Below are 25,712 nucleotides of genomic sequence, written 5' to 3'. Positions count from 1 at the left end.
AAAGCCATTTTATTGTGGTGTCTGCGCGTCGCAGTCCATTGTTGGCGAACCTTCGGATACCAGGTCGTGGTCGATCACGCACAGAAATTTGCGGGTGCGATGCTAACGCACTCGGGTATTTGCACAAGGTTTTTATTGTCGGACGAAAGCGCCGGGGATGAGCGGGGGTGCAGAAAGCAAAACGCCCCCGGGCATGAACCCGGGGGCGTTGGCATCACGCCGGTTGTGGCGTCGCGGCTAGCGGCTGCAACGGCAACAGCGGGGCATGGGGATCGGCGCTCACCGACTCGCGCCAGGCACCCAGCCATTGGCTGTGGCCTTCGCTCCAGACCAGCTGGTGCAGGCGACCCAGGGCCACCGGATCGCTCAACAGCGCCAGGCGCTCGCTGTTGTTCAGGGCCGCAGGACCGACCTTGAGGGCATGGCGTACGCGCTCCTGGCGCAGCCACTCGATCGGCTCGGCCTGGGCATGGCGGGAAGTGGCCAGGGCACAAGCCAGGGCGTTCTGCTGCGGATCCACCACGGCCCGGATGAAGCCGTCGTTGAGCGCGTGCCAGCGGTTCTCGTGGGTGTACTGGTCCGTGGCCAGCAACGCCTGGGGCGGTGCATATTCCTCGGGGATCAGGAACAGGTTCTCGTCACGGGACTTCAGGCCCAGGCCGACGCGGCTGGAGATCACCGACACCGGGATCGACAGCATCAGCGAACCGACGATCGGCACCAGCCACCAGAGGAAGCTGGGGTTCAGCCAGATCACCAGCAGCGCCCAGCAGAAGCCCAGCAGGGTCTGCGGGCCATGGCGGCGCACCGCCTCGCTCCAGGGGGTGGAGTCGTCGTCACGCTGTGGCGAGTTCCAGGTCGCCGCCCAGCCGAGGAACGCGGCCAGCACGAAGCGGGTGTGGAAGATCATCCGCACCGGCGCCAGCAGCATGGAGAACAGCATCTCCAGGAGCATCGACAGGGTCACCTTGAACTTGCCACCGAACTCCTTGGCGCCCTTGGCCCAGATCAAAATGATGCTGAGCAGCTTGGGCAGGAACAACAGCACGATGGTGGTGGAGAACAGCGCGATGGCCTTGTCCGGATGCCACTGCGGCCACAGCGGATACAGCTGCCGCGGCTCGAGGAAGTACTGCGGCTCCATCAGCGTGTTGACCGCCAGCAGGGCCGTGGACAGCACCAGGAAGAAGAACCACAACGGCGCCGACAGGTACGACATCACCCCGGTGAGGAACACCGCGCGGTGCACCGGGTGCATGCCCTTGACCAGGAACAGGCGGAAGTTCATCAGGTTGCCGTGGCACCAGCGGCGGTCGCGCTTGAGCTCATCCAGCAGGTTCGGCGGCAGCTCTTCATAGCTGCCCGGCAGGTCGTAGGCGATCCACACGCCCCAGCCGGCACGGCGCATCAACGCGGCTTCGACGAAGTCGTGGGAGAGGATCGCACCGGCGAACGCGCCCTTGCCCGGCAACGGCGCCAGGGCGCAGTGCTCGATGAACGGCTTCATGCGGATGATCGCGTTATGGCCCCAGTAGTGGGACTCACCCAACTGCCAGAAGTGCAGGCCGGCGGTGAACAGCGGACCATAGACGCGGGTGGCGAACTGCTGCATGCGCGCATACAGGGTGTCCATCCCCGAGGCCTTGGGCGCGGTCTGGATGATCCCCGCGTCCGGCGTGGCTTCCATCAGGCGTACCAGGCTGGTCAGGCATTCGCCGCTCATCACGCTGTCGGCGTCCAGTACCACCATGTACTTGTAGTCGCCGCCCCAGCGACGGCAGAAGTCGTCGAGGTTGCCGCTCTTGCGCTTCACACGGCGGCGACGGCGACGGTAGAAGATCTTGCCGAAACCCTTGGTCTCGCGGCAGACATCCAGCCAGGCTTGTTGCTCGGCCACGCAGATATCGCTGTCGTTGCTGTCGCTGAGGACGAAGAAGTCGAAACGATCCAGGTCACCGGTGGCCGCCACCGACTCGAAGGTGGCGCGCAGGCCGGCGAATACCCGGGGCACGTCTTCGTTGCAGATCGGCATCACCAGTGCGGTGCGCGCATTCTCGGCGATCGGCTCGTTGCCGGCGCTGGCGCCGGAGATCCGGTACTTGTCGCGACCGGTCAGCAGTTCCAGGAAGCCCATCAGCGCGGTCCAGAAACCTGCCGAGACCCAGCAGAACAGGATGCCGAACAGAATCAGGATGCTGGTCTGCAGTGCGTAGGGCAGGACCTGCTGCGCGGTCTGCATCAGCGGCTGGTGCGCCACTTCTTCCAGGTCGACGAAGGCCCAGCCCTGGTACGGCATGATGCCTTTCATGTACCAGCCGGCGACGATGGTCTGGCCAAGCATCAGCACCAGCAGGATGTAGCGGCGGATCGAACCGACGGTGCGCCAGCGGGCAGCCGGCAGCACTCGCTCGTCCTTCGGCGGTGCCGGTGGGTTGGTGCGCCCGGTCAGGCGCCGCCAGCCACGCACCAGGATATTGGTGCGCCATGGCTCGGGCACTACCCGGGTGCGGCGGATCGGCGGCGCGGCCTTGAGGCAGATACGCCCCTCGGCGTCGACGGCGAGCATTTCGGCATCGTTCAGCTCGGCCGCGGTGCTGAGGGTCAGGCGCTCGCCCACCGAGGCCTGGGCGGCATCGGCGGACTCATCGAAGGCCTTGGACGACAGGCGCTGGTGCAGCTCGCTGAAGGACTGGCAGCTCGCGAGTTCCGCGCGCTGCTGGTCCGACATGGGCAGGTGGGCCAGGTACTCGGCAAGCGACTCTGGCTGTAGTTGAGAGTTACTCATCGGCAGGCAACTGGTAGCTCCAGGTCTCGGTCAGGACTTGCTCGGTCTTGGCCGGTTCCGGTGTGGCAGGGGCCGCTTCGGCAGCAGGCTGCTTGGCGTCTTTAGGATCCTTGTCCTTGGCGTCCTTGTCCTTGGCATGCTTGGCGTCCTTGGCCGGCTTGGCTTCAGGCTGCTTGGCTTCAGCTTGTTTGGCCGCCGCGGCAGCGGCTTCCTTCTCTTTCTTCTCCTGTTGCTTGGCGGCGACCTTGTCGGCCTTGGCCACGGAGGAGCTGGAGTTCGGAGTCGAGGCCTTGGCCGGCTCGGCTGCCGGGATGTCGCGCACCAGGGCGGCACGCAGCTCGGTGGCCTTGCTCGGGTCCTTGACCTTCAAGCGCAGGGTCAGGCGCCAGCCTTTGGTTTCCGGGTTGTAGCGAACGTTGTTTTCCACCAGCTCGGCGTTGTCGCCGACGCTGACCTGGCTACGCACTTCGGCGCTCCCAGGCAGGGCCGCCAGGGACGGACCTTCGAAATCCACCAGGTAGGCAACGCTGCCATCGGGCTGGCGAATCAGGTTGGACTGCTTGACGTCACCAGTGGAACGCAGGGTCTGCTCGACCCAGGCGCTGTCAGGAGAATGCAGGGACGCTTCGTCCATGGTCCAGTGCAGGCGGTAGGCGAAATCCAGCGGCTGGCCAGGCTCTGGCTGCTTCTCCGGGTTCCAGAACGCCACGATGTTGTCGTTGGTTTCGTCCGCAGTCGGAATTTCCACCAAGTCGACGGTGCCCTTGCCCCAGTCGCCCTTCGGCTCGATCCAGGCGCTTGGGCGCTTGTCGTAGCGGTCGTCGAGGTCTTCGTAGTGGCTGAAGTCGCGGCCACGCTGCAGCAGGCCGAAACCGCGCGGGTTCTCAACCGAGAAGTTGCTCACGGCCAGGTGCTTCGGGTTGTTCAGCGGACGCCAGATCCACTCGCCGTTGCCGGCATGGATCGACAGGCCGCTGGAGTCGTGCAGCTCGCGACGATAGTTGAGGACCTTCGACGGCTGGTTGGCGCCGAACAGGTACATGCTGGTCAGCGGAGCCAGGCCCAGCTTGCCCACCTTGTCACGCAGGAACACCCGGGCCTTGACGTCGACGATGGTGTCGGCGCCCGGCCGCAGGGTCAGGCGATAAGCGCCGGTGGCCCGCGGCGAATCCAGCAGGGCGTAGATCACCAGGTGCTTGTCGGTAGGCTTGGGTTGCTGGATCCAGAACTCGCTGAAGCGCGGGAATTCTTCACCGGACGGCAAGGCGGTATCGATCGCCAGGCCACGGGCGGACAGGCCATAGACGTGGCCCTTGCCGACGACGCGGAAATAGCTCGCGCCCAGCATGGTCATGATCTCGTCTTGCTTGTCGGCCTTGTTGATCGGGTACAGCACGCGGAAACCGGCATAACCCAGCTTCTCGGTGGCTTTTGGATCGAACGTCACGTCACCGAAGTCGAAACGGCTGGGATCGTACTTGATCTCGGAAACGCTGTTGGCGCTGATCTCGTTGATCTTCACCGGCGTGTCGAAGTGCATGCCCTGGTGGTAGAACGACAGCTTGAACGGGGTCTTCTGGTCGGCCCATTCGGCTTTTTCGGTGAGAAAGCGGATTTTCTGATAGTCCGCGAACTTCATGTCGCGGAACTCGGCTGGCAGGTTACTGCGCGGAGCCTCGTACTTCTGCCCGGCCAGGTCCTTGGCTTTGGTCGATACGTCATCCAGGTTGAATGCCATGAGTGGACCGGCGCCAAGCAGGCAGACCAGCGCAGAGCCCGTCACCAGTACGTTTCGTAACCTTTTGGCAAACAAGTTTGGTGCATTACAGGGACTAACAATCACGAGCAACCCTCGCCGAAAACAGATCAAAAAACCAACGGCCAGCTATCTACATGCCAGGTTGGCGAGCATTGTTCCGACTCCGATGGGGCTAAATGATTCCCCAAACGGCCGTGGACAAGTCTCTACTTAAGTCAAAATGGACCAACGAACGCTGATCCCCGTAGCGCGCGATTATCTAGTAGGCCGCGTTACAACGCATCAGGGGTAACAAAGTATTTATCGTGAAAAACAGCAGTTTCCGGCCGAAAACGGTAGAAAAAGATGTTTCGGACACCTTCAGGTGTGTAACAGGAAGGTCACTGGCCCATCGTTGACCAGATGTACCTGCATATCCGCACCAAAGCGTCCTGATGCCACTTTGCCATGCAACTGTTGCGCCTTCACTAACAAGTAGTCGAAAAGCTCCTCGCCAAGGGCCGGAGGCGCCGCCGTGGAAAAGCTCGGGCGCAACCCACTCTTGGTGTCCGCCGCCAGGGTGAACTGCGAGACTAGCAGCAGGCCGCCCTGCACATCGGCCAGGGACAGGTTCATCTTGCCCTCGGCATCACTGAACACCCGATAGTTAAGCAGCTTATGCAGGAGTTTGTCGGCGTTGGCCCGGGTATCCCCAGGCTCTACCGCCACCAGCACCAGCAGGCCCTGGTCTACCGCACCGACGATTTCACCGGCCACTTCCACGCGCGCGCCGGCCACGCGCTGCAACAGCCCCTTCATGCTTCTTCGGGCGGCAGGTCGAGCAAGCGCCGGGCCAGCTGGTCGGTGGCCCGCACCAGGGCGTCGGTGATACCCGGCTCGGAAGCGGCATGGCCGGCATCGCGAATCACCTGCAGCTCGCTGTTGGGCCAGGCCTGGTGCAGTTCCCAGGCGTTGTCCAGCGGGCAGATCACATCGTAGCGCCCATGGATGATGATCCCCGGCAGATGGGCGATCTTGCCCATGTCGCGAATCAGCTGGTCAGGTTCGAGGAAGGCGTTGTTGATGAAGTAGTGGCACTCGATCCGGGCAATCGACAAGGCGCGCTGCGGTTCGGAGAAGCGATCCACCACCAGCGGGTTGGGACGCAGGGTCGCGGTGCGCCCTTCCCAGCCGGACCAGGCCTTGGCCGCGTGCATCTGGGCGATCTGGTCGTTGCCGGTCAGGCGCTTGTGGAAGGCGCTGACCAGGTCGTGCCGCTCCTCCAGGGGAATTGGCGCCACGTAGTCTTGCCAGTAGTCGGGGAACAGGCGGCTGGCACCGCACTGGTAGTACCACTGGATCTCCTGGGGACGGGCCAGGAAGATCCCCCGCACGACCAGGCCAAGCACCCGATCGGGATGGGTCTGGGCATAGGCCAGGGCCAGGGTCGAGCCCCATGAGCCACCGAACAGTACCCACTTGTCGATGCCCAGGTGCTCGCGGATGCGCTCCAGGTCGGCCACCAGGTCCCAGGTGGTGTTGTTCTCCAGGCTGGCATGGGGACTGGAGCGTCCGCAGCCGCGCTGGTCGAAGGTGACGATGCGATACAGGGTCGGATCGAAGTAGCAGCGGCTCGCGCCGTCGCAGCCGGCCCCCGGGCCACCATGAAGGAACACCACCGGTAAGCCTTCCGGCGAACCGCTTTCGTCGACATACAGCACATGGGGTTCGTCGACGGCCAGATCGTGCCGGGCATAGGGTTTGATCTGTGGGTACAAAGTCTTCATTACGCGCTCCGTGGAGGTCGGGGTCATCCCTGAAGGGACTTCATTCATGCTGCCGTCCGGCATCATAAACCCGAATTACGCAATGAGCATGTCCTTGAGAAAAATGGGGTTGTTGGCCTCATCCACAGCTCGAGCCCGGCGCTTGGCCGGGCTCGCTTCTGCCCTGGCAGCTCAGCGACCGTAGCGCTCGCGGCCCCAGGCCAGCAGGCCTTGCAGCAGTTCCTTGAGCACCACCTGGGTCGGCGCCGCCAGGTCCTCGCGGTAACGGAAGGGTTCGAACTCTTCCATATAGGTGCTTTGCGCCAGCTCCAGCTGTACCGCATGCACATGCTCCGCCGGATCGCCGTAGTGACGGGTGATGTGCCCGCCCTTGAAGCGCCCGTTGAGCACATGGGTGTAGTCGCCATGGCCAGCGCAGATGCCCTCCAGGCGCCCGGCCAGTTGCGGATCGCAGCTGGCGCCGTTGAAGGTACCGAGGTTGAAGTCCGGCAGCTTGCCCTCGAACAGGTGCGGGATCAGCGAACGGATCGAGTGGGCATCGAACAGCATGGCATAGCCGAATTCGGCCTTGAGCCGCGCCAGCTCGTCTTGCAGGGTCCGATGGTATGGCCCCCAGATCTGCTCCAGGTACTCATCGCGCTCCGCCTTCGATGGAGCCTGGCCTTCGACGAACAGCGGCTCGCCGTCGAACAGGGTCGCCGGGTACAGGCCCGTGGTGGCGCCGACATACAGCGGCTTGTCGTCGGACGGCCGGTTCAGGTCGATGACAAAACGCGAGTACTCGGCCGCCAGGACGCTGGCCCCCAACTCCTGGGCGAACTCGTACAACCGCGGAATATGCCAGTCGGTGTCCGGCAGGCTCTGCGCCTGGGGTACCAGCCCGGCGGCCACCGCCGGGGTCAGGCGCGTACCGGCATGGGGCATGCTGATCAACAGTGGCACCCGACCTTGTTTGAAGCTCAGAACCTTTTCCACAAGCCTTCTCCTACACAGTCACTTCGACGCCGTGGCGCACCACGCGCTTTTCCAGGTCGCCGCCCAGCCAGTAGGCCAGGTCGGCGGGACGATCTATTTGCCAGGCGACGAAATCCGCCACCTTGCCCACCTCCAGCGAACCGTGGGTCTTGTCCATTCCCAGGGCCTTGGCCGCGTGCAGGGTGACTCCGGCCAGGGCTTCCTCGGGCGTCATGCGAAAACAGGTGCAGGCCATGTTCAGCATCAGGCGTACCGACAGCGCCGGCGAGGTCCCTGGGTTGAGGTCGCTAGCCAGGGCGATCTTCACCCCGTGCTTGCGCAGTGCTTCCATCGGTGGCAACTGGGTCTCGCGCAGGAAGTAGAACGCCCCCGGCAACAACACCGCCACGGTGCCCGAGGCGGCCATGGCGATGGCATCGTCCTCGGTCATGAACTCCAGGTGATCGGCGGACAGGGCCTGGTAGCGCGCCGCCAGGCTCGAACCATGCAGCGAGGACAATTGCTCGGCATGCAGCTTGACCGGCAGGCCGAGTTTTTGCGCGGCGATGAACACCCGCTCCACCTGGGCCGGGGAGAACGCCAGGTATTCGCAGAAGGCATCCACGGCGTCCACCAGCCCCTCGGCTGCCAGGGCCGGAAGCATCTCGCTGCAGATGTGCTCGATATAGTCGTCGGCACGCTCGGCGTATTCCGGCGGCAGGGCATGGGCCGCCAGGCAGGTGCTGCGCACGCTGACCGGCAGTTCCTCGCCGAGCCGGCGGATCACCCGCAGGATCTTGCGTTCGCTGGAAAGGTCCAGGCCATAACCGGACTTGATCTCGATGCTGGTGACGCCATCGCGCATCAGGCTCAGCAAGCGCTTGCGGGCACTGGCGAACAATTCGTCCTCGCTGGCCGCCCGGGTCGCGCGCACGGTGCTGGCGATCCCGCCACCGGCGGCGGCGATCTCGGCATAGCTCACCCCTTGCAGGCGCTGCTCGAACTCGCCGCTGCGATTGCCACCGAACACCGTATGGGTGTGGCAATCGATCAAGCCCGGGGTCACCCAGGCGCCCGCCAGGTCGTGGACCTGCTGGTAATCGCTGGCCGGCAGCTGTTCGCGCCGGCCGATCCACTCGATGTGCGCCCCTGACGTCACGATGGCCGCATCCTCGATGATCGAGTAGCTACCCAGGGCCATGCTGGCGACGTTGCAGTGTTGCCAAAGAGTCTTCATCCAAGGCCTCCGTCAATGATCAATAGTTAAAGAAGAGTGGCCGTCGCTGGAACGCGCCTGGCCAGCTACCGGCTTGACCCAGAGCTTGTAGGCCAGCACCAGCAGCACGATCCACACCACGCCCACCAGCAGCGCCGCCTGGGTCTTGGGGAAGTAGCCCAGGACAGCGAAGATGAACAGCATGAAGGCAATGGCCGCCGCCGGCGCCCAGGGCCAGAACGGTACCTTGAATTGCAGCCCCGCCACCTGCTCGGCGGTCATGGAGCGGCGCATGGCCACATGGGTCAGCAGGATCATCAGCCATACCCAGACCGTGGCGAAAGTGGCCAGGGAAGCGATCAAGAGGAAGATGTTCTCCGGAATCAGGTAGTTGAGCACCACGCCGATCAGCAGGGTCGCCGCCATCACCACCACGGTCATCCACGGCACCCCGTGCCTGGAGACCCGGGCAAAACCCTTGGGCGCCTGCCCCTGCTGGGCCAGGCCATACATCATGCGGCCGGCACCGAAGATATCGCTGTTGATGGCCGACACCGCCGCGGAGATCACCACGATATTGAGAATGGTCGCCGCCGAGCTGATCCCCAGGCTATCGAAGATCTGCACGAAAGGGCTGCCCTGGGTACCGATCTGCGGCCAGGGGAAGATCGCCATCAGCACCAGCAGCGTCAGCACGTAAAACAGCAGGATGCGTATGGGCACGGCATTGATGGCCTTGGGAATGACGCGCTGCGGGTCCTTGGCCTCGCCAGCGGTGACCCCGATGATCTCGATGCCGCCGAAGGCGAACATCACCACCGCGAAGGAGGCAATCACCCCGCTGATGCCATTGGGCATGAACCCGCCATGGCTCCAGAGGTTGCTGAGCCCTGTGGCCTGCTCCTGGCTCGCGCTGTCGATCCCGAACAGCATGATGCCGACGCCGCCGAGGATCATCGCCACGATGGCCCCGACCTTGAGCAACGACAGCCAGAACTCCATCTCACCGAAGACCTTGACGTTGCACAGGTTCAGCGCGCCGATGAACAGCACGATGGACAGCACCCAGATCCAGCGCTCCACCTCGGGAAACCAGAAGCCCATGTAGATGCCGAAGGCAGTCACGTCCGCCAGGCAGACGATCAGCATCTCGAAGGCATAGGTCCAGCCCAGGATGAACCCCGGCAATGGCCCCAGGTACTGGCTGGCGTAGTGGCCGAACGAGCCGGACACCGGGTTGTGCACCGCCATCTCTCCCAGGGCGCGCATCACCATGAATACCGCCGCGCCACCGATCAGGTAGGCGAGCAACACAGCCGGCCCGGCCATCTGGATGGCCGAGGCGGAACCGTAGAACAACCCGGTGCCGATGGCCGACCCCAAGGCCATGAAACGTATGTGGCGCGCCGTCAGACCGCGCCGTAATCCTGTTTCTTGCGATTGCATGTCTTCGTCCCTTTTATTGTTATTGGACAACCACCGCGCACGCCGGTGCACGGTGGCTGAAGCAGACGTTCCGCGTCTGGCTGGACAGCGGCCCAGGGCCGCTGGCCGAGGTTACAGGCTCGGCAGCAGGCCGGCCGGCAGCAAGCCGGTCAGGCAGCGTGAGGCCAGCAAGTCACTGGCGGCATTGATATCCGGCGCGAAGAAGCGGTCCTTCTCGTAGTAGGCCACCTGCTCGCGCAGGGTGGCGCGGGCCTGCTCCAGGGCCGGTGAGGACTTCAGGCCTTCGCGCAGGTCCAGGCCCTGGCAGGCCGCCAGCCATTCCACGGCGAGGATGCCGCGGGTGTTCTCGGCCATTTCCCACAGGCGCTTGCCCGCAGCCGGAGCCATGGACACGTGGTCTTCCTGGTTCGCCGAGGTCGGCAGGCTGTCCACCGAATGCGGGTGGGCCAGGGCCTTGTTCTCGCTGGCCAGGGCCGCGGCGGTGACCTGGGCGATCATGAAGCCGGAGTTGACCCCGCCATTGGCCACCAGGAACGGCGGCAACTGCGACATGTGCTTGTCCATCATCAGCGAGATGCGACGCTCGCTCAGGGACCCGATCTCGCTGATGGCCAGGGCCATGTTGTCGGCAGCCATCGCCACCGGCTCGGCGTGGAAGTTGCCACCGGAGATCACGTCGCCTTCGGCAGCGAACACCAACGGGTTGTCGGATACGGCGTTGGCTTCCACCACCAGCACCTCGGCGGCCTGGCGCAACTGGGTCAGGCAGGCGCCCATCACCTGGGGCTGGCAGCGCAGGGAATAAGGATCCTGGACCTTGTCGCAGTTCTGGTGCGAAGCGGATACCTCGCTGCGCTCGCCCAGCAACGCGCGATAGGCCGCAGCGCTATCGATCTGCCCACGCTGGCCCCGGGCGGCATGGATCCGTGCATCGAACGGCGAACGCGAACCCAGCACCGCTTCCACGGTCAGGCCACCGCAAACCAGGGCCCCGGCAAACAGGTCCTCGGCTTCGAACAGGCCACGCAGGGCGAAGGCGGTGGATACCTGGGTGCCGTTGAGCAACGCCAGGCCCTCCTTGGCCGCCAGGGTCAACGGTGCCAGGCCGGCGACTTTCAAGGCCGCCGGGGCGTCCAGCCACTCACCCTTGTAGCGGGCCTTGCCTTCGCCCAGCAGCACCAGGGACATGTGCGCCAACGGCGCCAGGTCGCCGGATGCGCCCACCGAACCCTTGAGCGGGATATGCGGGTAGACCTCGGCATTGATCAGCGCGATCAGGGCATCGATCACCTGGCGGCGGATGCCGGAAAAACCACGGCTCAGGCTGTTGACCTTGAGCACCATGATCAGGCGCACCAGATCGTCGCTGATGGGCCCGCCGACACCCGCGGCATGGGACAGCACCAGGGAACGCTGGAGGTTCTCCAGGTCGGCGCTGGCGATACGGGTCGACGCCAAGAGGCCAAAACCGGTGTTGATCCCATAGGCGGTGCGTTTCTCGGCGAGTATCTGCTCGACACAAGCCACGCTGGCGTCGATCTGCGCCGAGGCGCTGTCGTCCAGGGTCAGGCTCAGCGGCTGCTGGTAGACAGCCCGCAGTTGGGCCAGGCTCAGTTGACCGGGAATCAGGTTTAGCGCAGTCACATTCATGCTCCTTTTGAGAGTTTTGTAATAACTACCAGTCGCTCCGGAAACATCCGTTATCCGTCGTCACCCACCAAGTCGGGCAGGTGGCGCCTTGGCACGCTGGCTATGGGAAGAACCTTTTATTGCAACTTCGGAAAATGCCTGCCCAGCAGCGCCGGCTCCTTGAGCAGCGCCGCCGCACTGGCGATGTCGGGGGCCAGCCAGCGGTCCTGGTGATAGGCCGGGATCCGTTCGCGCAGCAGGCTCCAGGCAAGCCCGGTGCCGGCGCCGAAACGCTGTTCCTTGAGAAATTCGAAAGCCTGGGCCGCCAGCAGGTACTCGATGGCGAGGATCCGAGTGCAGTTCTCCAGTACCTGGTGCAGCTTCAGCGCGGCATTGGTGCCCAGGCTCAGGTGGTCTTCCTGCAGGCCTGAAGTCACGTAGTTGTCGAGCACCGCCGGCTGGGCCAACTGGCGGTTCTGCGCGCACAGCGAAGCGGCGACGTACTGCACGATCATCATTCCGGAATTGACCCCGGGCTCGCTCACCAGGAACGCCGGCAGGCCGCTGACATGGGGATTGATCAAGCGGTCCAGGCGCCGTTCGGCGATGGAGCCGATCTCGGCCATGGCGATGGCCAGCACGTCGGCCGCCATGGCCACCGACTGGCCATGGGGATTGGCCTGGGAGACCACCCGATAGTGTTCGGGAGTCCCCAGCAGCAGCGGGTTGTCGGTGGCCGATTCGAGTTCGGTCTGCACCTGCTTCGCGGCATGGGCCCACTGGTCCCGGGCAGCGCCATGGACCTGGGGAATGGAGCGGATGCTCAGGGCATCCTGGGTGCGCAGGCCCTTGCTGGCGGCGATCACCTCGCTGCGCTCGAGCAAGGCCAGCAGGTTGCCACCCACCCGCTGCATGCCGGGATGGGCCTTGAGGGCGATGATTTCCGGGTCGAAAGCGGCGATCTGGCCACGCTGGGCCTCGAAGCTCATGGCGCCGATCACGTCGGCCCATTGCAGCAAGCGCTCGGCATCGGCCAGGGCCAGGCAGGCAAGGCCGGTCATGCAGGGCGTGCCATTGACCAGGCACAGCCCGTCCTTGGCGCCCAGTTGCACCGGCTGCAGCCCCTCTTCGGCCAGGGCCTGCGCCGCGGCCATGATGCGCCCGCGATAGCTGACCAGGCCGACCCCGAGCAGGGCGATGCCGATATGAGCCATGTGCGTCAGGTAACCCACCGAGCCCTGGGACGGCACCTGCGGGGTGATGCCGCGGTTGAGCAGCGCCAGCAGGGCCTCGACCACCTGCCGGTGGATGCCGGACTTGCCATGGCTGTAGTTGATCACCGCCGCGCAGAGGATGGCCCGGGCCTGCTCGTCTGGCAGCGCCGGCCCCACGCCACAGGCGTGGCTGAGCAGGGTATTGCGCGACAACTGGCTGAGCTGTTCGCCGGCCAGCAGTACGTTGCACAGCGCCCCCAGGCCGGTACTGATGCCATAGGCCCGCTCACCGTTCTCCACCACCTGGCGAACGATGGCCTGGGCGTTGTCGATTCGCGCCCAGGCCTGGGGCGATAGCTCCAGCCGCGCCCCGTGGCGGGCGACAGCCACCACATCCTGCCAACCCACCGGGGCGTCGGCGACAACGATAGTTTCAGCCTGGGACATGTCCAACCTCGTACTGGGTGATCCCGTGGTGTATTGCGAGGCGGCCCGTCATGCGGTCGCCGCCCGGCGCTGGACGAAGCGGTCGACGTAGTCGTCGGCCGGCGCATGCAGGATCTCCTTCGGCGTTCCCACCTGGATCAGCCGGCCATCCTTGAGAATGGCGATGCGATTGCCGATGCGTACCGCCTCGTCCAGGTCATGGGTGATGAAGACGATGGTCTTGTGCAGGGTCTTTTGCAGCTCCAGCAACTGGTCCTGCATTTCGGCGCGGATCAACGGGTCGAGGGCGCTGAAGGCCTCGTCCATGAGGATGATGTCGGTGTCCGCGGCCAGCGCCCGGGCCAGGCCGACCCGCTGGCGCATGCCGCCGGACAGCTGGTGCGGGTATTTCTTCTCGTAGCCCTTGAGGCCCACGGTGTTGATCCAGTGCTGGGCCCGTTCGACGCACAGCTGCTTGCCCTCACCACGAACCTTCAGGCCATAGGCGACGTTGTCCAGCACATTGCGATGGGGCAACAGGCCGAAGCTCTGGAACACCATGCTGATCTTGCGCCGGCGGAAGTCGCGCAGGGCATCCATGTCGTACTGCAGGATGTCTTCGCCGTCCACCAGGATCTGCCCGCTGGTCGGGTCGATCAGGCGGTTGAAATGGCGCACCAGGGTCGACTTGCCAGAGCCGGACAAACCCATGATGACGAAGATCTCGCCGCTGCCGATGGACAGCGACAGGTCGTTGACCCCCACCACGCAGCCGGTCTCGGCCAGCACCTGCTCCTTGCTGCGTTGCTGCTGGATCAACCGCAGGGCGTCCTCGGCGCGGTTGCCGAAGATCTTGAAGACATTCTTCACCTCGATCTTGCTGACCTGCGCGCTCATTTGCTCACCTCATGCCGTGGCCGGCCGTAGGCCTGGGTAATGCGGTCGATCACCACCGCGAGAATCACGATCGCCAGACCCGCTTCCAGGCCACGGCCGACGTTGAGGGTCTGGATCCCCACCAGCACGTCCTCGCCCAGGCCACGGGCGCCGATCATCGAGGCGATCACCACCATCGACAGGGCCATCATGGTGGTCTGGTTGATCCCGGCCATGATGCTCGGCAGGGCCAGCGGCAGCTGCACGCCGAACAGTTGCTGCCAGCGGTTGGCGCCAAAGGCGTTGATCGCCTCCATCACCTCGCCGTCGACCTGGCGGATCCCCAAGTCGGTGAGACGGATCAGCGGCGGCGCGGCGTAGATCACCGTGGCGAAGATCGCCGGCACCTTGCCCAGGCCGAACAGCATCAGCACCGGGATCAGGTACACGAAGCTGGGCATGGTCTGCATGATGTCCAGCAACGGCATCAGCACCGAGCGCAGGCGGTCGCTGCGAGCCGAGAGGATCCCCAGGGGAATGCCGATCAGCACCGAGATCAGCGTGGCCACCAGCATCAGGGCCAGGGTCTGCATCAGCTTGTCCCACAGGCCGACGGCCCCCACCAGGAACAGCAGGCCGACGATCACCAGGGTGGTCAGCCACTTGCGGGTCGAATGCCAGGCCACGACGCCGACGATGCCCAGCATCAGCCACCAGGGCGCCATGCGCAGCAGGCCTTCGAGGTTGACGATGGCCCATAGCAGGGTATCGGAGATGTGCCGGAACACGTCGCCATAGTTGGTCACCAGCGAATCGACCCAGCCGTTGACCCAGTCGGCGATGGAAAACGTGAAGCTTTCTGGAAACATAGGAAACTCTCGATCAAAGGAGGTTGTAGTCCAGCTTCCGGCGACCTCCAGGGCCGCCGCAGAGGCCCGACCTACAGGGCCGCGTCGACCTTCCTGGCGGCCTCTTCGCTCACCCAGGCGTGCCAGACCTCAGGATGTTCCTTGAGAAAGGTTTTCGCCAGTTTCGGCGACTCGATGCGCTCCTTGGTCATGCGCGCCAGGTTCTGGTTGAGCAGGTCGATCGGCAGGTTGACCTTGGCCAGTACCTCCACCAGCTCCGGGGCTTCGTCGTGAAAGGTCCTGGACAGGCCGACCTTGATGCTCACGCTCTTGTCGACGCCGGGTTTCTCCTCCAGCTTGACCACGTCCACCTGGCCCATGAGCGGGGTTGGCGTCCAGTAGTAGAACAGGATCGGCTCGCCGCGCTTGTAGCTCGACAGCACTGCGGCATCCAGGGCCGGGCCGGTGCCGGGGCGGAAGTTGGTGTAGCTGTTTTCCAGGCCGTAGCCCTTGAGCATCTCGCTGTTGTCCAGCTCGCAGGTCCAGCCGGCCGGGCAGTTGTAGAAGCGGCCCTTGGCCGGCTCTTCCGGGTCCTTGAAGACACTGGCGTACTTGGCCAGGTCGGCGACGTTCTTCAGGTCCGGGGCCTTGGCCTCGAGCTTGCGCTTGGCATCGCCCTCGATCACATAGCGCGGCACGTACCAACCTTCGACGGCGCCCACCACCGGCGCGCCGACGCCGACCACCTTGCCGGCCTTCTCGGCCTTGTTCCAAACCTCGCTGCGCCCTACCCATTCTTCGGCGAAGACCTGGATGTCGTTGCTGCCCAGGGCGTTCTCCATGGTGATGGAGTTGCCCGGCAGGCTATCGGTCTTGCAGCCGTAGCCCTTCTCCAGGACGAACTGCAGGACATCGGTGAGCAGCATGCCGCTTTCCCAGTTCAAGCCAGCGAACTTCACCGGCTTGCCCGACTCGCACCAGCCAGCCGCCTGGGCGCCGGACGCAGCCAGAAGGCCCATGGACAACAACGTGGTCAGCAGGGTCTTGTGTTTTTTCATTATGTGGCGCTCCTAAACATGGGTTGGCTTACGGCAGTCAAGAGGCATCCAGCCCTGTCCACGTCCAATCGGACTCACACCGCAGCGGCGCGGCGGGTCCCAGCGACTTCTTGTTCATTGGCGGCGTCCTGCTCGGGCGGCAGGATCAGTTTTTCGGGCACCGCACCATGCCATTTCCTGGCACAGACGTAGTACAGCGCCGCCGGCACCACCAGGCCGATGATCCAGGAGATATCCACGCCACCCAGTACCTCCACCAGCGGCCCGGTATAGAACTTGGTGCTGATGAACGGCAGCTGTACCAGCACGCCGATCACATAGACGCTGATGCCCAGCATGTTCCACCGGCCATAGCGGCCATTGGGATCGGCCAGCGCCGGCACGTCGTAGTTCTCGCGGGTGATGCAGTAGTAGTCCACCAGGTTCACCGCGCTCCAGGGGGTGAAGAAAGCCAGCAGGAACAGGATGAAGGACTTGAATGCTCCCAGGAACGAATGCTGGCCGAGCAAGGCGATCAGGGTCGCGGCGCCGACGATGACCAGCACGAACACCAGGCGCTGCAGGCGCGTCACCTCCAGGTGGCCACGGAAACCGCTGATGATGGTGGCGATGCACATGAAGCTGCCGTAGGAGTTCAGCGTCGAGATGGTGATCTTGCCGAAGGCGATGCTGAAGTACAGCAGCGCTGCGGTGGCGCCACTGCCACTGAGGCCGACGATGTAGGCCACTTCACGCCCGGCGAACTGCCCGTTGGCCATGGCCGCGGCGAACACACCGAGGATCATCGCTACCTGGGCGCCGATCACCGAGCCGGCGCCCACGGCGAGGAAGGTCTTCACCGAGGACGTCTTGCTCGGCAGGTAGCGCGAATAGTCGGCCACGTAGGGGCCGAAGGCGATCTGCCAGGAAGCGGCGAGGGATACCGCCAGCAGGAAGCTTGCCCAGCTGAAGTGACGGATCTCCAGGAGCGCGCCGACATCGGTCTGGCCCATGAGGCGGCTGAACAGGTAGACGAAGGCAATGACGCCGATGACGCTGGCGACCCGGCCGATGAAATGGATGACCCGGTAGCCGAGCACGGTGACCAGGACGATGACGCTGGCGAAGATCAGGATGCCGAGGCTGTCGCTGACGCCGAACAGCTGGCCCAGGGCCTGGCCGGACAGCACCGTGCCGGTGGCGGTGAAGCCCAGGTACATCAGGCATACCAGCACGATCGGGATCGCCGCGCCGTAGACGCCGAACTGCACCCGGCTGGAGATCATCTGCGGCAGGCCGAGCTTGGGTCCTTGCGCGGCATGCAGGGCCATGACGCCGCCGCCCAGCAACTGGCCGACGAACAGGCCGATCAACGACCAGAACACGTCGCCGCCCAGCACCACGGCCAGGGCGCCGGTGACGATGGCGGTGATCTGCAGGTTGGCGCCCAGCCACAGGGTGAACTGGCTGTAGAGCTTGCCGTGGCGTTCGGCTTCGGGAATGTAGTTGATCGACCGCCGCTCGATCAGGGGTTTGGAGCTATCACTGGCCGTGGACATCGTTATTGTTCTCCCGGGGGATTCTTGTCATGTCAAAGCTCTGCTACATGGACCGAACCGCCGCACTGCGAGGTGCGGCGGCTCCTTCCCTGGTCCTGGCGGCGAACCGCCGGAGTGTCACTTGCCGGTGATCATCGGCAGGTTCAGGCCCTGCTCCCTGGCGCAGTCGATGGCGATCTGGTAACCGGCATCGGCATGGCGCATCACGCCGGTGCCCGGATCGTTGGTCAGGACGCGAGCGATACGCTCGGCGGCTTCATCGCTGCCGTCGCAGACGATGACCATGCCCGAGTGCTGGGAGAAGCCCATGCCGACGCCGCCGCCGTGATGCAGGGAAACCCAGGTCGCGCCACTGGCGGTATTGAGCAGGGCGTTGAGCAGCGGCCAGTCGGACACGGCATCGGAACCGTCCTGCATCGATTCGGTTTCACGGTTCGGGCTGGACACCGAACCGGAGTCCAGGTGGTCGCGGCCGATGACGATCGGTGCCGACAGCTCACCGCGCCGGACCATTTCGTTGAATGCCAGGCCCAGCTTGGCGCGCTGGCCCAGGCCGACCCAGCAGATACGCGCCGGCAGGCCCTGGAAGCTGATGCGCTCGCGAGCCATGTCCAGCCAGTTGTGCAGGTGGGCGTCGTCCGGGATCAGTTCCTTGACCTTGGCGTCGGTCTTGTAGATGTCCTGCGGATCGCCGGACAGCGCCGCCCAGCGGAACGGGCCGATGCCACGGCAGAACAGCGGGCGGATGTAGGCCGGGACGAAGCCCGGGAAGTCGAAGGCGTTGGCCACGCCCTCTTCCTTGGCCATCTGGCGGATGTTGTTGCCATAGTCGAAGGTCGGGATGCCCTGCTTCTGGAAGTCGAGCATGGCTTGCACGTGCACGGCCATCGATTGCTTGGCGGCTTTCACCACGGCAGCCGGTTCGGTCTGTGCGCGATCGCGGTACTGCTCCCAGCTCCAGCCAGCCGGCAGGTAACCGTTGAGCGGGTCGTGGGCGCTGGTCTGGTCGGTGACCATGTCCGGGCGCACGCCCCGCTTGACCAGTTCAGGCAGGATTTCGGCGGCGTTGCCCAGCAGGGCGATGGAGATCGCCTTGCCTTCGGCGGTGTACTTGGCGATACGCGCCAGGGCGTCGTCCAGGTCCTTGGCTTGCTCGTCGACATAACGGCTGCTCAGGCGGAAGTCGATGCGGCTCTGCTGGCATTCGATGTTCAACGAGCAGGCGCCGGCCAGGGTCGCGGCCAGTGGCTGGGCGCCACCCATGCCGCCCAGGCCCGCAGTCAGTACCCAGCGCCCCTTGAGGCTGCCGCCGTAGTGCTGGCGACCGGCTTCGACGAAGGTTTCGTAGGTGCCCTGGACGATGCCCTGGCTGCCGATGTAGATCCAGCTGCCGGCGGTCATCTGGCCGTACATGGCCAGGCCCTTGGCATCCAGTTCGTTGAAGTGTTCCCAGTTGGCCCAATGCGGCACCAGGTTGGAGTTGGCGATCAGCACGCGTGGGGCGTTGGCGTGGGTCTTGAACACGCCGACCGGCTTGCCGGACTGCACCAGCAGGGTCTCGTCGTCATTCAGGTGGGTGAGGCTCTCGACGATCCTGTCGTAGCACTCCCAGTTGCGCGCCGCGCGCCCAATGCCGCCGTAGACCACCAGCTCCTTGGGGTTCTCGGCGACTTCCGGATCGAGGTTGTTCATCAGCATGCGCAGCGGCGCTTCGGTCAGCCAGCTCTTGGCGGTCAGCTTGTTGCCACGCGGGGCACGGATTTCTACGTTCCGGTATTTGGTGAATTTGTTGTCAGCCACGGAAAACCTCCTCGACGATGAGCCCAAGGTGCGAAGAGGATGGCATCGACTCTTACGCACACATATTTACTTGTACATACAAGCATATGCAATCAAGCGGCCAACTCTGTCCAAGCCACCTGGAACAATCACCGAAAAAAGCCTGGAAACCTTCTAGATCGGGCTCCTCGGCCTTGAATGAATTTTCCCTCGGGTATCAATCGACGCTCCCGCTGGTTGTTACCAGAGGCAGGTTTTGCCCGCTGCTGGGGCATTCGGTAACAGATTGGTGCGCCGTCAGGAACAGGGACCGCCCCCGGGAACGGACAAGGGCCAGCCGCCTCGAGCAGGAGGCCGAAGCACGGATAGAAGAGTGATGGAGACCAGAAGGGAAGCTGGCAGGCCACGCCCTGGCCCGCCAGCAAGGATGACTCAGATACTGGTGAGCTCGATCACGCAGCAGCGCCCGTCGAGGGCGATTTCCAGCAGGCCGGCATTGTCGTCCAGGCGCAGGCAATCGTAGCGGCCCAGGGCCTGGACCGCAGCGCCGGCCACATCGACCCAGGCCTGTTCGGCGGCACTGAACACCAGCACCGTATGGGCCTGGCTGAAGAAGCGCTGCTGGCCATCGAACCACTGCAGCCGCGCCACATAGCGCTCGGGGCTGTAGATCAGGTTGAAGTCCCGGATGGCGCCGTCCAGCAGGGTGCAGTTGACCTGGCTGGCGCCACTGAAGGCAAAGGGGTCCAGGGGCAGCAACGGGCGCACATCCTGGCCATCCACGCAAAGCTGCATGCCAGCGCCCTGCAGCACGGTGATGACCCGCTGGTAGCCGGCGAAGCTGGAGAAACCGCCGGATTCACCGATGTCGGCGATCGACAGGCGCCAGCCGAAGCCTTCCAGGCCAGCCCCGCTGTCCCGGGTGATTTCCTCGGTACTGCCGCCGCCGCTCTTCCAGGGCATGCGTGGATAGTCGGCGGCGCGTAGCAGGCTAGACCGGATCATTTGTGAAAGCGTCCTTCGAGGCGATGACGGGAACCGGGGTGGATCAGCCGCGCGGCGGTCACCGGCTGGCGCCCGGACCAGGTGCGGCGGCGGATCAGCAGGCAGGGTTCGCCACGCTCGATCTGCAGCAACTTGCATTCTTCAGGTTCGGCGAGGATCGCCTCCACCACATGCTCGCCCTCGGTCAGGGGCGCGACCTGGGACAGGTAGGCATAGGGCGTTTGCAGGGTGAAGTCTTGCTTGAGGTATTCCGGCGCCACCAGGGCGTTGACGAAGCGATCCTCGATCTGCACCGGGATGTCGTTCTCGAAATGCACGATCAGCGAATGGAAGACCTTCTGCCCTTCGCGCATGTCCAGGGCCAGGGCCCGCTCGGAACCGGCGGCCTCCTCGCCCAGGGTGATGACCTGGCAGGTGTGGCGATGACCGCGGGAGGCGATCTCGTCGGCGATGTTGTGCACCTCGAACAATGCCGACTGGGTCTTGGGCTCGGCGACGAAGGTACCCACGCCCTGCATGCGCACCAGCATGCCTTCGGCGGTCATCTCGCGCAGCGCACGGTTGATGGTCATGCGGCTGAAGCCCAGCTGGCTGACCAGTTCGCTTTCCGAGGGCACGCGATAGTGCGGCGGCCAGTTTCCGCTCTCGATCTGCTGGGTGATCATCTGTTTGACGCGGGCATACAAGGGCGCCGGACTATCGCTCAGGTGGGCGGCCAGCGGCGAGTTGGCAGTCGGGGTCGGCACGGGAAATCCTTGAGGGTCGGTGAAAGTGGTCAGGGTCGGTCGACGCCTGGCGACGAAAGCCTAGCTTGCCGGAGTTTACCGGGCAGGCAAACGTCTGTATATGTATATACAAATAACACACAATGGGGTACTCGAACCATGTCCGCCTTCTTTGCCGAACGCGCGCTGCTGCCTGACGGATGGGCCAATGATGTACGTCTTGAAGTCGATGCCGACGGCCAGCTGAGCCACATCCAGGCCAACGCTGGCGCAGAGGGTGCGGAACGACTCAAGGGCCCACTGTTGCCGGGGATGCCCAACCTGCACTCCCATGCCTTCCAGCGGGCCATGGCCGGCCTGGCGGAAGTGGCCGGCAACCCCAATGACAGCTTCTGGACCTGGCGCGACCTGATGTACCGCCTGGTGGGCAGGATCAGCCCCGAGCAACTGGAAGTCATCGCCCGCCAGCTGTACATCGAAATGCTCAAGGCCGGCTACACCTCGGTGGCCGAATTCCACTACGTGCACCACGACACCGACGGCCAGGCCTACGCCGACCCTGCAGAGCTGTCGCGCCGGATCAGCCAGGCCGCCACCGACACCGGCATCGGCCTGACCCTGCTACCGGTGCTGTACAGCCATTCGGGCTTCGGTGGCCAGGCGCCCAACGACGGCCAGCGCCGCTTCATCAACAGCACCGAGCACTACCTCAAGCTGCAACAGCAGCTACGTCCCCTGCTGGCCGGACAAGCCAACCAGCACCTGGGCCTGTGCTTCCACTCGCTGCGCGCAGTCACGCCACAGCAGATCAGCGAAGTGCTGGCCGCCAGCGACCCGGACTGCCCGGTGCATATCCACATTGCCGAGCAACAGAAGGAAGTCGATGACTGCCTGGCCTGGAGTGGCCGCCGGCCCTTGCAGTGGCTATATGAAAACGTCGCGGTGGACCAGCGCTGGTGCCTGGTCCACGCCACCCATGCCAACCCCGAGGAAGTCAGCCTCATGGCCAGGAGCCGGGCCATCGCCGGCCTGTGCCTGACCACCGAGGCCAACCTGGGCGACGGTATCTTCCCCGCAGTGGATTTCCTGGCCCAGGGCGGCCGCCTGGGCATCGGTTCCGACAGCCATGTCTCGTTGAGCGTGGTGGAGGAATTGCGCTGGCTGGAATATGGCCAGCGCCTGCGGGATCAGCGCCGCAATCGCCTGTACCGGGCAGGCCAGCCCATGGTCGGCCGCACCCTCTACGACGCGGCCCTGGATGGTGGCGCCCAGGCCCTGGGGCAAGCGATCGGCACGCTGGCGGTGGGCAACCGCGCCGACTGGCTGGTGCTCGACGGCAACGACCCTTACCTGGCCACCGCCAATGCCGACGGGATTCTCAACCGCTGGTTGTTCGCCGGTGGCGATCGCCAGGTACGGGATGTGATGGTTGGCGGGCGCTGGGTGGTGCGCGACGGTCGACATGCCGCAGAGGAAACCAGCAGCCGGGCCTTCGCCCAGGTCCTGCGCGACTTGCTGGGCTGAGTCCCGGCGGCCCGGCCAACCACCAGGCCCGCCTTGCGGGCCATGAGCCAGGTTCCTGATCAGCACGGCATCTCGCCAACGGTGCTCTTGCCACAGCGGGCCCCGCCTCGATGAAACCGGACTACTTGGAAGTCTTGGCCATGGCCGAGTCCGAGACCCGCCAGATCAAGCGCGTGGTGTCGTAGCCCTGCTGGCGTGCCTTGCTCAGCAACTCCTCGCGTACCGTCTCGTTGACTTCCTTGGTCCGCGACAGCAGCCACAGGTAGCGCCGGTTAGGGTTGCCGACGATCGCCGTCTTGTAGTCATCGCTGACGTAAAGCACCCAGTACTCACCCTTGGCCACTCCCGGCAGCAAGCGCGTGAACCAGTTGTCGAAGCGCACCCAGAGCTTGTCGGTCTGGCCCGGCACCTGGGGCGTGGCGGTGCCTCGGGCTTCTTCCCACTTCCATTCCGGGGTCAGGCAGCGGTTGAGCACCGCCATCGTCGCATCCGGCAACAGGGTGTAGCGGGCTTCGGATTGCGCGCAATTGCGCTGGAAGTACATCGGCAGGCGCGCCAACTCGTACCAGGTCCCCTGGTAGCGCTTGAGTTCGACATGGCTAGCAGTCTTGGGCGCCAACGAATCGTCCCGGGACGTGGCGCAGCCGACCAAGAGCAGGCCGGCTAGAAGAGTGACAACGAAACGCATCATTATTTTTCTCCCGTGGGCCCCAGGCCCCGGTCTTTACTTCAGGCCTTGCCCGGAAAACATCAGGACCTTGTCACCGGCATACTGCACGCTGATAAAGCTGTTCTTGTCGCCCCAGGTGCAACTGGACATGCCCAGTGCGCCCGAGCAGTCGGTCGGCTTGCCCAGGAGCTGTTCGACATCGGCTTTGGGCATGCCCGTCGAGAGCTTGGAATAGTTTTCCTGATTGACCTTGCTGCATGCGGCCAACAGCACGCAGAACGACAACAGAGCGATGGAACGCAGGGACATGGTGAACTCCTGGACGAAAGGGGGAAGGCCTGTCAGCCAACCAGAAGCTTAGAAGAGAAAACCCCCTTCTGGTTCCCCGCCAGGCCGGGTATTTCTTGCCGATGAGCCAGGCATTTCCCACGCAAATCAACCACCTTCGATCAGCGCCTGGCTGTTCGTCGGTTTTGTGCCGGTCGGGCTCATTTTCACTGATGGCCAGTCGACATAACTGCAGCGCAAACACCACCACTGTGGCAAATTGACGCCCCTCGTTGACCACCCCCTCGCGGTAGTTCACTTAATGACCAGTAATATGAAGTTCAGCCACAAGATCCTGCTTGCCGCCGCCCTTGTGGTCGCCGTCGCGTTCGCCTGTTTCATTCTGTTCAACGACTACCGCCAGCGCGAAGCCTTGCGCAGCAGTACCGAATCCTCGATGCAGGAACTGGGCAGCCTGAGCACCAGCAACATCCAGACCTGGCTGGAAAGCCGCATCCAGCTCCTGCAGTCCCTGGCGCAGCAGATCGCCGTGGACGGCAGCGGCGCCGATAGCCTCAAGCGCAGCGTCGGCCTGCCCGCCTACACCGGCAACTTCCAGCTCACCTACTTCGGCGGCCAGGACGGCATGATGTTCTCGATCCCGGCCGGTAACCGCGCGGCCGACTACGACCCCCGCAGCCGTGGCTGGTACAAGGCGGCCAACACGGCGCAGCAGACCATCGTCACCGAGCCCTACGTCGCCGCCTCGTCGGGCAAGCTAGTGATCACCGTCGCCACTCCCGTGCAGCACCAGGGCCGGATGATCGGCGTCGCCGGTGCCGACATCGACCTGTCGAGCATCAGCGCCATCATCAACTCGCTGAACTTCGGCGGTCATGGCCACGCCTTCATCGTCGGCGCCGATGGCAAGATCCTGATCCACCCCGACAACAAGCTGGTGCTCAAGAACCTGGCCGAGGCCTATCCGGACGGCGCACCGCGGGTGAGCCCCGGGCTGCAGGAAGTACAGCTGAACGGCAAGACCCAGTTCATCTCCTTCACTCGCGTCAACGGCGTGAACTCGGCCAACTGGTACGTGGCCCTGGTCCTGGACCAGGACGCGGCCTTCGCCATGCTCGGTGAGTTCCGCACCTCGGCGCTGATCGCCATGGCGATCGCCGTGGTAATCATCATCGGCCTGCTGGGCATGCTGATCCGCTTGCTGCTGCAACCCCTGCACCTGATGGGCCGGGCCATGCACGATATCGCCGAAGGCGAAGGCGACCTGACACGGCGTCTGGAGATCCACAACCATGACGAATTCGGCACCCTGGGCGTTGCCTTCAACCGTTTCGTCGAACGCATCCACAGCTCCATCCGCGAAGTTTCCTCGGCCACCGGCCAGGTCAACGAAGTGGCCCTGCGTGTAGTCGCCGCCTCCAACTCGTCGATGCTCAACTCCGACCAGCAAGCCTCGCGCACCAACAGCGTGGCCGCAGCCATCAACCAGCTGGGCGCGGCCGCCCAGGAAATCGCCCAGAACGCCGCCCTGGCGTCGCAGCATTCCAGCGAGGCGCGCAACCTGGCACAAGATGGCCAGCAAGTAGTGGACCGGACCATCGACGCCATGCACCAGCTGTCGGCCAAGATCAGCAACTCCTGCGAGCACATCGAGACCCTCAACAGCAACACGGTGAACATCGGCCAGATCCTCGAAGTGATCACCGGTATCTCCCAGCAGACCAACCTGCTGGCGCTCAACGCTGCCATCGAAGCCGCCCGCGCCGGTGAGGCCGGACGTGGCTTCGCCGTGGTCGCCGACGAGGTGCGCAACCTCGCCCACCGCACCCAGGACTCGGCGCAGCAAGTGCAGAAGATGATCGAGGAGCTGCAAGTAGGCGCCCGCCAGGCAGTCGGGACAATGACCGAAAGCCAGCACGAGAGCGAAAGCAGCGTCGGCATCGCCAACCAGGCCGGCGAGCGCCTGGGCAGCGTGACCCAGCGCATCGGCGAGATCGATGGCATGAACCAGTCGGTGGCGACCGCGACGGAAGAACAGACCGCCGTGGTGGAGTCGATCAATGTCGACATCAACGAGATCAACACCCTCAACCAGGAAGGCGTGGAAAACCTGCAAGCCACCCTGCGCGCCTGCGCCGACCTGGAACAGCAGGCCCAGCGCCTGCAACACCTGGTGGGCAGCTTCCGGATCTGACGTCGGGCAACA

General features: G+C 64.4%; 20 protein-coding genes. 2 read left to right on the top strand and 18 right to left on the bottom strand.

Annotated features, from left to right (window positions below; genetic code table 11):
• Positions 1 to 214: 214 nt before the first annotated feature.
• The 16 genes from mdoH to hutC form a co-directional block, all read right to left on the bottom strand.
• Positions 215 to 2,785: a glucans biosynthesis glucosyltransferase MdoH gene (gene mdoH / locus GDH07_RS23320; RefSeq protein WP_031320101.1), complete on the bottom strand. Its 2,571-nt coding sequence runs from the start codon at positions 2,783 to 2,785 to the stop codon at positions 215 to 217.
• Complete coding sequence (locus GDH07_RS23315) at positions 2,778 to 4,628, bottom strand: glucan biosynthesis protein G (protein ID WP_343038320.1); 1,851 nt, start codon at positions 4,626 to 4,628, stop codon at positions 2,778 to 2,780. The genes mdoH and GDH07_RS23315 overlap by 8 nt, the downstream gene beginning before the upstream one ends.
• A gap of 276 nt (positions 4,629 to 4,904) precedes the next feature.
• Positions 4,905 to 5,342 carry a D-aminoacyl-tRNA deacylase gene (gene dtd / locus GDH07_RS23310; RefSeq protein ID WP_022639539.1) on the bottom strand — a complete coding sequence of 146 codons (438 nt, stop codon included), beginning with the start codon at positions 5,340 to 5,342 and terminating at the stop codon, positions 4,905 to 4,907.
• Entirely contained in the window at positions 5,339 to 6,310 is a 972-nt protein-coding gene (gene pip / locus GDH07_RS23305; RefSeq protein ID WP_022639538.1) for a prolyl aminopeptidase, read from the bottom strand. The genes dtd and pip overlap by 4 nt, the downstream gene beginning before the upstream one ends.
• Before the next feature lie 171 nt (positions 6,311 to 6,481).
• Entirely contained in the window at positions 6,482 to 7,285 is an 804-nt protein-coding gene (hutG, locus tag GDH07_RS23300; RefSeq protein WP_022639537.1) for an N-formylglutamate deformylase, read from the bottom strand.
• A gap of 10 nt (positions 7,286 to 7,295) precedes the next feature.
• Positions 7,296 to 8,501: an imidazolonepropionase gene (gene hutI / locus GDH07_RS23295; protein ID WP_053132508.1), complete on the bottom strand. Its 1,206-nt coding sequence runs from the start codon at positions 8,499 to 8,501 to the stop codon at positions 7,296 to 7,298.
• 12 nt (positions 8,502 to 8,513) lie between these two features.
• Positions 8,514 to 9,926, bottom strand: coding sequence for an amino acid permease (locus GDH07_RS23290; RefSeq protein ID WP_152899043.1), 1,413 nt, complete (start codon positions 9,924 to 9,926; stop codon positions 8,514 to 8,516).
• A 111-nt stretch (positions 9,927 to 10,037) separates the two neighbouring features.
• Positions 10,038 to 11,576, bottom strand: a complete 1,539-nt coding sequence (gene hutH / locus GDH07_RS23285; RefSeq protein ID WP_152899042.1) for a histidine ammonia-lyase — start codon at positions 11,574 to 11,576, stop codon at positions 10,038 to 10,040.
• 116 nt (positions 11,577 to 11,692) lie between these two features.
• Entirely contained in the window at positions 11,693 to 13,216 is a 1,524-nt protein-coding gene (locus tag GDH07_RS23280) for an HAL/PAL/TAL family ammonia-lyase (protein ID WP_053132514.1), read from the bottom strand.
• Positions 13,217 to 13,264: 48 nt separating this feature from the next.
• Positions 13,265 to 14,092: a quaternary amine ABC transporter ATP-binding protein gene (locus GDH07_RS23275; RefSeq protein ID WP_053132517.1), complete on the bottom strand. Its 828-nt coding sequence runs from the start codon at positions 14,090 to 14,092 to the stop codon at positions 13,265 to 13,267.
• Positions 14,089 to 14,940 carry an ABC transporter permease gene (locus GDH07_RS23270; RefSeq protein WP_022639532.1) on the bottom strand — a complete coding sequence of 284 codons (852 nt, stop codon included), beginning with the start codon at positions 14,938 to 14,940 and terminating at the stop codon, positions 14,089 to 14,091. Before GDH07_RS23270 ends, GDH07_RS23275 begins: the two co-directional genes overlap by 4 nt.
• A gap of 71 nt (positions 14,941 to 15,011) precedes the next feature.
• Positions 15,012 to 15,977 (bottom strand): ABC transporter substrate-binding protein, encoded by a 966-nt coding sequence (locus GDH07_RS23265; protein ID WP_022639531.1) that lies wholly within the window; start codon positions 15,975 to 15,977, stop codon positions 15,012 to 15,014.
• A gap of 74 nt (positions 15,978 to 16,051) precedes the next feature.
• Positions 16,052 to 17,515 carry a purine-cytosine permease family protein gene (locus GDH07_RS23260; protein ID WP_053132520.1) on the bottom strand — a complete coding sequence of 488 codons (1,464 nt, stop codon included), beginning with the start codon at positions 17,513 to 17,515 and terminating at the stop codon, positions 16,052 to 16,054.
• A gap of 117 nt (positions 17,516 to 17,632) precedes the next feature.
• The gene (gene hutU / locus GDH07_RS23255) at positions 17,633 to 19,315 is read right to left on the bottom strand and encodes a urocanate hydratase (RefSeq protein ID WP_343038319.1); all 1,683 of its coding nucleotides are present in this window, start codon (positions 19,313 to 19,315) and stop codon (positions 17,633 to 17,635) included.
• A gap of 411 nt (positions 19,316 to 19,726) precedes the next feature.
• Positions 19,727 to 20,299 (bottom strand): HutD/Ves family protein, encoded by a 573-nt coding sequence (locus GDH07_RS23250; protein ID WP_152899041.1) that lies wholly within the window; start codon positions 20,297 to 20,299, stop codon positions 19,727 to 19,729.
• Complete coding sequence (gene hutC / locus GDH07_RS23245) at positions 20,296 to 20,964, bottom strand: histidine utilization transcriptional repressor HutC (protein WP_235777293.1); 669 nt, start codon at positions 20,962 to 20,964, stop codon at positions 20,296 to 20,298. Before hutC ends, GDH07_RS23250 begins: the two co-directional genes overlap by 4 nt.
• Before the next feature lie 219 nt (positions 20,965 to 21,183).
• On the opposite strand from hutC, the gene GDH07_RS23240 reads away from it, so the two are divergent.
• A complete protein-coding gene (locus tag GDH07_RS23240; RefSeq protein WP_152899039.1) occupies positions 21,184 to 22,548 on the top strand; it encodes a formimidoylglutamate deiminase in 1,365 nt (454 codons plus the stop codon).
• Between the two features lie 121 nt (positions 22,549 to 22,669).
• Here the strand turns inward: GDH07_RS23240 and GDH07_RS23235 are convergent, their stop codons facing one another.
• Both GDH07_RS23235 and GDH07_RS23230 read right to left on the bottom strand, forming a co-directional pair.
• On the bottom strand, positions 22,670 to 23,239 hold the full coding sequence (locus GDH07_RS23235; RefSeq protein WP_031320095.1) for a lipocalin family protein: 570 nt from the start codon (positions 23,237 to 23,239) through the stop codon (positions 22,670 to 22,672).
• A gap of 33 nt (positions 23,240 to 23,272) precedes the next feature.
• Positions 23,273 to 23,527 (bottom strand): hypothetical protein, encoded by a 255-nt coding sequence (locus GDH07_RS23230; protein WP_022639525.1) that lies wholly within the window; start codon positions 23,525 to 23,527, stop codon positions 23,273 to 23,275.
• A 280-nt stretch (positions 23,528 to 23,807) separates the two neighbouring features.
• Here GDH07_RS23230 and GDH07_RS23225 point away from each other — a divergent pair, with 280 nt between their 5' ends.
• Positions 23,808 to 25,700, top strand: coding sequence for a methyl-accepting chemotaxis protein (locus GDH07_RS23225; protein WP_218584748.1), 1,893 nt, complete (start codon positions 23,808 to 23,810; stop codon positions 25,698 to 25,700).
• Positions 25,701 to 25,712: the final 12 nt, after the last annotated feature.

Source organism: Pseudomonas piscis, from assembly GCF_009380155.1.
In the GTDB taxonomy this organism is placed as follows: Bacteria; Pseudomonadota; Gammaproteobacteria; order Pseudomonadales; family Pseudomonadaceae; genus Aquipseudomonas; species Aquipseudomonas piscis.
This window is presented reverse-complemented; position numbering and strand designations above follow the sequence as displayed.

Coding starts and splice junctions, on each gene's coding strand:
- GDH07_RS23260 (WP_053132520.1), bottom strand. CDS start 17,515: ATGTCCACGGCCAGTGATAGCTCCAAACCCCTGATCGAGCGGCGGTCG.
- GDH07_RS23280 (WP_053132514.1), bottom strand. CDS start 13,216: ATGTCCCAGGCTGAAACTATCGTTGTCGCCGACGCCCCGGTGGGTTGG.
- hutH (WP_152899042.1), bottom strand. CDS start 11,576: ATGAATGTGACTGCGCTAAACCTGATTCCCGGTCAACTGAGCCTGGCC.
- GDH07_RS23230 (WP_022639525.1), bottom strand. CDS start 23,527: ATGTCCCTGCGTTCCATCGCTCTGTTGTCGTTCTGCGTGCTGTTGGCC.
- GDH07_RS23265 (WP_022639531.1), bottom strand. CDS start 15,977: ATGAAAAAACACAAGACCCTGCTGACCACGTTGTTGTCCATGGGCCTT.
- GDH07_RS23250 (WP_152899041.1), bottom strand. CDS start 20,299: ATGATCCGGTCTAGCCTGCTACGCGCCGCCGACTATCCACGCATGCCC.
- GDH07_RS23225 (WP_218584748.1), top strand. CDS start 23,808: ATGACCAGTAATATGAAGTTCAGCCACAAGATCCTGCTTGCCGCCGCC.
- mdoH (WP_031320101.1), bottom strand. CDS start 2,785: ATGAGTAACTCTCAACTACAGCCAGAGTCGCTTGCCGAGTACCTGGCC.
- GDH07_RS23275 (WP_053132517.1), bottom strand. CDS start 14,092: ATGAGCGCGCAGGTCAGCAAGATCGAGGTGAAGAATGTCTTCAAGATC.
- hutC (WP_235777293.1), bottom strand. CDS start 20,964: ATGATCACCCAGCAGATCGAGAGCGGAAACTGGCCGCCGCACTATCGC.
- GDH07_RS23290 (WP_152899043.1), bottom strand. CDS start 9,926: ATGCAATCGCAAGAAACAGGATTACGGCGCGGTCTGACGGCGCGCCAC.
- GDH07_RS23270 (WP_022639532.1), bottom strand. CDS start 14,940: ATGTTTCCAGAAAGCTTCACGTTTTCCATCGCCGACTGGGTCAACGGC.
- pip (WP_022639538.1), bottom strand. CDS start 6,310: ATGAAGACTTTGTACCCACAGATCAAACCCTATGCCCGGCACGATCTG.
- hutI (WP_053132508.1), bottom strand. CDS start 8,501: ATGAAGACTCTTTGGCAACACTGCAACGTCGCCAGCATGGCCCTGGGT.
- dtd (WP_022639539.1), bottom strand. CDS start 5,342: ATGAAGGGGCTGTTGCAGCGCGTGGCCGGCGCGCGCGTGGAAGTGGCC.
- GDH07_RS23240 (WP_152899039.1), top strand. CDS start 21,184: ATGTCCGCCTTCTTTGCCGAACGCGCGCTGCTGCCTGACGGATGGGCC.
- GDH07_RS23235 (WP_031320095.1), bottom strand. CDS start 23,239: ATGATGCGTTTCGTTGTCACTCTTCTAGCCGGCCTGCTCTTGGTCGGC.